General features: G+C 47.6%; 5 protein-coding genes. 3 read left to right on the top strand and 2 right to left on the bottom strand.

Features of this window, described 5'->3' with window-relative positions; genetic code table 11:
* The 3 genes from ACESLU_RS10630 to ACESLU_RS10620 all read left to right on the top strand — a co-directional run.
* A partial coding sequence (locus ACESLU_RS10630) for a TDP-N-acetylfucosamine:lipid II N-acetylfucosaminyltransferase (protein ID WP_372638629.1) occupies positions 1 to 725 on the top strand: 725 nt, incomplete at its 5' end.
* A 6-nt stretch (positions 726 to 731) separates the two neighbouring features.
* Positions 732 to 2039, top strand: a complete 1308-nt coding sequence (locus ACESLU_RS10625) for an MOP flippase family protein (RefSeq protein ID WP_372638628.1) — start codon at positions 732 to 734, stop codon at positions 2037 to 2039.
* A 169-nt stretch (positions 2040 to 2208) separates the two neighbouring features.
* A complete protein-coding gene (locus ACESLU_RS10620; RefSeq protein ID WP_372638627.1) occupies positions 2209 to 2994 on the top strand; it encodes a sulfotransferase in 786 nt (261 codons plus the stop codon).
* A 116-nt stretch (positions 2995 to 3110) separates the two neighbouring features.
* Here ACESLU_RS10620 and ACESLU_RS10615 read toward each other — a convergent pair whose 3' ends face one another.
* The gene (locus tag ACESLU_RS10615) at positions 3111 to 3860 is read right to left on the bottom strand and encodes a DUF1080 domain-containing protein (protein ID WP_372638626.1); all 750 of its coding nucleotides are present in this window, start codon (positions 3858 to 3860) and stop codon (positions 3111 to 3113) included.
* Between the two features lie 107 nt (positions 3861 to 3967).
* On the bottom strand, positions 3968 to 5728 hold a 1761-nt coding region (locus tag ACESLU_RS10610; RefSeq protein ID WP_372638625.1), incomplete at its 5' end, for a HEAT repeat domain-containing protein.

Raw genomic sequence — 5728 nt, 5'->3', positions numbered from 1 at the left:
TTTTCAAAGGGGAGGATGATCTTTACAAAAACATTATTCTGGCCATGAGAAAAATGGATTATATGGCCATTTTGCACAGGGAGGAACTCCTATACTGCAAAGATAAGATCAAGTTGCGGGATGATATAAAACAGATCCCGTTTACCTACTACCCGATGGATGTCATAATAGACCGCCATACAGGTATGGTCAGCGATAATAATATTTTATTGGGAAATTCGGCTTATTATTCCAATAATCATTTAGAAGCATTTGATCTGCTCAGGAAAATGGGCATCGGTGACCAAAAGATTATTTGTCCCCTGAGCTACGGAGACGAAGCATATGCTGATGAAATAGCCAAACGAGGAAAATCACTATTTGGACCGAAATTTTATCCCTTAACCGAATTTTTACCGCTCGATAAGTACCAGAAGATATTGCGGGGGTGCGGGATCGTGATTATGAATCATTACCGCCAACAGGGAGCTGGCAACATATTGCATGCCATGTATTTAGGAGCAAAGATCTATCTCAGCAGAAAGAACACCCTGTATCACTATTTAACAAGAATCGGATGTCGGCTATACTGTATTGAAGAAGATCTGAAGCCTGATAACGAAAAGGCCTTCATGCTTTTAACTAAAAAGCAAATACAAAAAAATCGTACTATTCTTGAAAGAGCGTTATCCCTGGAAAAGATATGTAACGAACTGCAGCAGAAGTTCAACCCCCTTTTGAAATAATACTGAATGTCCCTAAAAGGAAAAACCATATCCGGGGTAAAGTGGACAACCGTTTCAACAGTGACGCTGGCGGTTGTTGGATTAATTAAAATATCGGTGCTTGCCCGTTTTTTAGATGCCGAAGATTTCGGGCTTATGGCGCTGGTCACGTTTGTGCTGGGGTTTATGGATCTGTTCATGGACATGGGACTGACTTCGGCCATTCTCCACAAGCAGGATATTACGGATAAGGAGTACGCCAGCCTGTACTGGATCAATGTGATCTTCAGCCTCCTGCTTTTTGGAATCATCAGCCTGGTGAGTCCCGCTATCGCGGATTTTTACGAGGAGCCTGAATTAACGATACTTATCCCCTTGATGGCTGTAAGCATTATGCTTTCGGCCCTGGGACGGCAGTTTAAGACCGTAGAACAGAAGCATCTCAATTTCCGCTATATTGCCTTAACGGATATCGCAGGGGCGGCAGTGGGACTTATCGTAGGGGTCCTGTATGCCGTATGGGGATACGGAGTATACGCCTTGGTATATGCGGCGTTAACGCAGGATGCGATTTCCAATGCTATATACTTTATCCAAGGGCTGAGAGATCGCGGCATGATGATTTATTTTAAATACAGGGAAGCAAAGCCGTTTTTAAAGATCGGTATCTACCAGGTGGGCGGACAAATCGTCAACTACTTCAACCGAGATCTGGATATTTTGCTTATCGGTAAGTTTTTAGGGTCCGAAGTGCTGGGAGGGTATAGTTTGGCCAAACAGCTGGTGAAGAAGCCGATGTCCATTTTGAATCCGATTATTACGAAAGTAGCAAGTCCGGTACTGTCGCTGGTGCAAGATGATCAGCAAAAGCTGAGGGAGAAGTTCCTCTCATTTTTGAATTTAGTATCTACGGCCAACGTGATGGTGTACCTGCTGGTGGCTGTATTTGCCTACCCGCTGGTCTATGTTTTATATGGACAAAGTTTCCTGAATATTGTGGTCGTTGTGCAAATTTTATCCGCCTATATGTATTTTCGATCGATCGGTAATCCGATGGGCGGACTGATCATCGCTACCGGCCGCACGGACCTCGGATTTTACTGGAATTTAATTGTGTTAAGCATCATGCCGGTAGCTATTTATATAGGGGCCCTGTTTTCAATTGAGGCCATTGCCCTGAGTTTGTCACTGACGATGCTGTGCCTGACGCTTTTAGCCTGGAGATTCATAATTTTTAGAATTACCGGTTCATCTTTTAAGAAATACCTGTTAAAGCTGGTACCGGATTTGAAAAGATTGTATAGGATTATTTTGCGAGAATTACCCACAAGTTAAACGACGACGCCATGCAATTTTTGGAATCGTATATTGTTAGAATCGCGCAGCGTGACGAACGAGGTCAGGGACCCGTTCAGCACCGTCGGCATTGAGAAAAGCGGATACGGATCCCGGCCCCTGTCGGCGTTGCCTTAAACCTGAGTTATAGTTTAAATTTTGCAAGGATATGTTGAACCATACATTTAGAGTATTTAAGGTGAGATTTTATTCGCTATTTTCAACGATAAACAGATCTCCCATTATCATCCTCGGTAATCAGAAATCAGGCACTTCCGTGATCACCCATTTGATTGCCGATTATGGCGGACTGACTAAAACCGTGGATATTCCCGAGTCGTGGTGGCCAACGCTGGAAATGTTATTAGACGGTACGCTTCCATTAAAGGATTTTGCCCGGAAATACAGCTTTTATTTTTCGCGGGATGTTATTAAGGAACCCAATCTGACGTTCCTGTTCGACCAGCTTTCCCGTATCCACCCCGGGGCAAAATTTGTATTTGTTATACGTGATCCCCGCAGCAATATAAGAAGTTTATTAAACAGAATTTCTGTTCCCGGTAATCTTCCGCGAATGGATGAAGATGAGGTTCATGCCATCCCGGCGGACTGGAGACCCGTATTTGACGCTGCCCTGTGGGATTTGCCCGACGGTAATTATGTCGATATTCTAGCCCGACGATGGGTGAGGGCGGCCCGGGTATACCTTGATCATCAGGACCGTATTCATCTTGTTCGCTACGAGGATTTTAACGCCGATAAATTGCAGACCATTGAAAAGCTGGCTCAAAAACTTGGAGTTTCCTCCAAAAGAGACATAACGGATCAATTAGATGTGCAATTCCAGCCCAAAGGGAATAAAAGCATCTCCTGGGAAGTGTTTTTTGAAGAAAATATGGAAAGAATAGAAGATATCTGCAGCCGGGAGATGGCTGAATTAGGGTATGTAAATTAAAAATATTAAAAAACTTCTATCATTATGCAGAAGGCTTTTATATAAAAGGTATCAGGTCGCATATTACCCGACTCGACCCTATACCCATATACTGGATTCGCCCGAAGTGAACCCAATTACTCAAGAGGAAGCAGCTCGATGTTGCGAAAATGTACGGGGTGGCTTTCCGCCTGAAGGGCTATATATCCATCCTCGATCAGCAGATTATCCGGGTCTGTAATGAGATTTTCCGTGTTGGCGTCGCTGGGATCGTATTGCGGCTCTGAATAGGCAAGAACCTCTTCACCATTCACATAATGTTTGATAATATCACTGCCATTCACTTCTGCTTCTACTTCTACCCATTGACTGCCGTGATAGGTGTCAGAACTTGACTGCGTACAATGCTGGGTGATGAGTTCGCCGCCCATTTCTATATGTGTTCCCATCGAGCATATGTTGGCCGTCGGCCGCTCATTCTCGCCGTCACCTCCCAACAGCTGGACCTCAATAGAAACAGGGGACTGTTGATCCAGCGCCATCGATTCGGGGGACTGGCAGTGAAACTTGATACCACTGTTACGGTACGCCCAGTCGGGGGCTCCGGGTATTTGTTCGCCTACAAACCGGTATTCCAGTCGTATTTTATATTTAGAATAGGGTTGCTTATAAAAAAGATGACCGAACTTGCCATCAAAGGTTTCATAGTTTTCGTAGGAGACCTTAAGCAGTCCGTCTTCCACCCGGAACGTATTTTTAAAGTTTACGCCCACCTCATGACCGGTAAATTTGGGAGTCCAGCCATCGAGGTTTTCCCCGTTGAAAAGAGAAATCCACTCTTCCTGCGCGTCAGGCGTATCCGTCCCGTCTGAAAACGTGAAACCCATTGAAACAATGACTAAAACAGTGATGAAGGGAATAAATGGTATTTTTTTATATGTAGTGTTGATAACAGGTTTCATGGCATAAATAGTATAAGATTATAGTGTACGGTTCACTGACGGTTTTCTTCATCAGCGGTCTCTTCCGTTCGCCGGCTGAGAAATTCAACGAGGTCCCTCAGCTCCCTCTTGGTTAAGATGCCTTCCATGGAATACATTCCGGAAGGGGAATTGGTTTGCTCGGCAATTTCTTCTTTGGGAATCTGTCGTGTTTCGTCTTCAGCTATTTGCACCGTAATATAGCTGTCGGTTTCTTCTTCGAGCACGCCCTGCAATTGTTGTCCCCCATCGGTTGTGACGGTGACAGAACCAAAACCGGGAGCAATGCGCTTGTTGGGCGCTACCATTGATTCAAGCAGCTGTTCGCGATTGAGTAGGTCACCTATCGCAGACAGGTCGGGACCCACGTTACCCCCGTCACCACCGACCGCGTGACAGCGAATACACTGCGCCGTGTTGTCATTGTAGAAGATTTCCGCACCCCGCAGGGCATCCCCGCCGTAAAGGGTTTCCCGGTACTGGGCTACCTTATCGTCTTCGGGCTTGGCCTCTTCGTATCGCTCCAGTAAGGCATTGAGCTTTTCAGAGTCCAAACTGTCTGCCGTACTGACAACTTCCAGGTGAATTTCTTCGGGCAGACTTCCACTCATTAGCTTTTCAAACTGACCGATGAGCACTTCCGTCGCTTCATCTGAGGCTATGCTGCCCAGGGCCTTTATGGCGCTTTGCTGTTCAACAACCGATCCCTCATTCAGTACGGAAGCCAGCAGCGTTACTTTCTGAGAGTTTGAGATTTCCAGGGAGGGGGTCAGCCTGAGAGCCGTCATACGCAGCCGCTGACTGTCGGAAGACAGGGCCATTTCGACAGCCTTGTCCATCTCTTCAAAGTCTAAGTCCCGAAGCGCATTCAACACAGCAACGGCAACTTCGGGAGAAGATTGACCCTGCATCAACGCAAAGAGATCAGAAGTTGCCTCATTCATTTGCAAAGTGCTGACAGCCTTGATCAACGCGATTTTAATCTCATCATTTTCGCCGGACAACAGGGGATCGGTGACGGCGCTCAGGGCCTGGACCGCATCGGCCTTCGAGTTTTGAATTTCTCCCCGGTACCGACCGGTTACCCGGTCCAGGGTGGACGGCTCCGGCCAGACCGAGAGCGTGGCAATGGCTTCGGTCCGCAGCGAATCGCTGACATCTTCTCGGGTCGCAAAGGATGCCAGGCGTTTGGCATCGGCAGCCGTACCGTGGTACAGGCAGGCGTTGATTGCCCTGCGCAGGAGCGGGGTATTGGTAAACGTGTGCTGATCAAGCATGCGGGCCAAATCGGGAAGCGCCTCTTTGATCAGGGCATCATCATTGATAGCGCGTGCGGCATTCGTCACTACGAATTCACTATCGTCGGACAAGAAACGTGCTACTTCGGGCGCATCCATCCGCTTGAGGGCCACGACCGCTGCTATTCGAACCGCTTCCGACGGATGGTCGGACAACGGTGCAATCGCCTGCGCGTCGCCGATACGGGTCAGAGCAATGGCTCCGGCGTGTCGCAGGTAAATATCACGGTCGTTGTTTACTTCGAGCATGTCGACAATAGGCTGTACCGCAGGCCCGTGCTGGATGCGTCCCAGTGCCTCAGTAGCAAAAAACTGCACGCGCAGCGATTCATCCTCCAGCAGGGGAAGCAGTGCGTCCGCGGCCCCCGGATAGCGTACATCTCCAAGGGTTTTAGCAACCTGTGCTCGTATCTCGGGATCGTCATCATTCAAATAGGCCACCAGCGATTCGGCCTCTTCGACCTCATCGCGGGCCAG

The organism is Fodinibius sp., from assembly GCF_041642155.1.
GTDB lineage: Bacteria > Bacteroidota > Rhodothermia > Balneolales > Balneolaceae > Fodinibius.
This window is presented reverse-complemented; position numbering and strand designations above follow the sequence as displayed.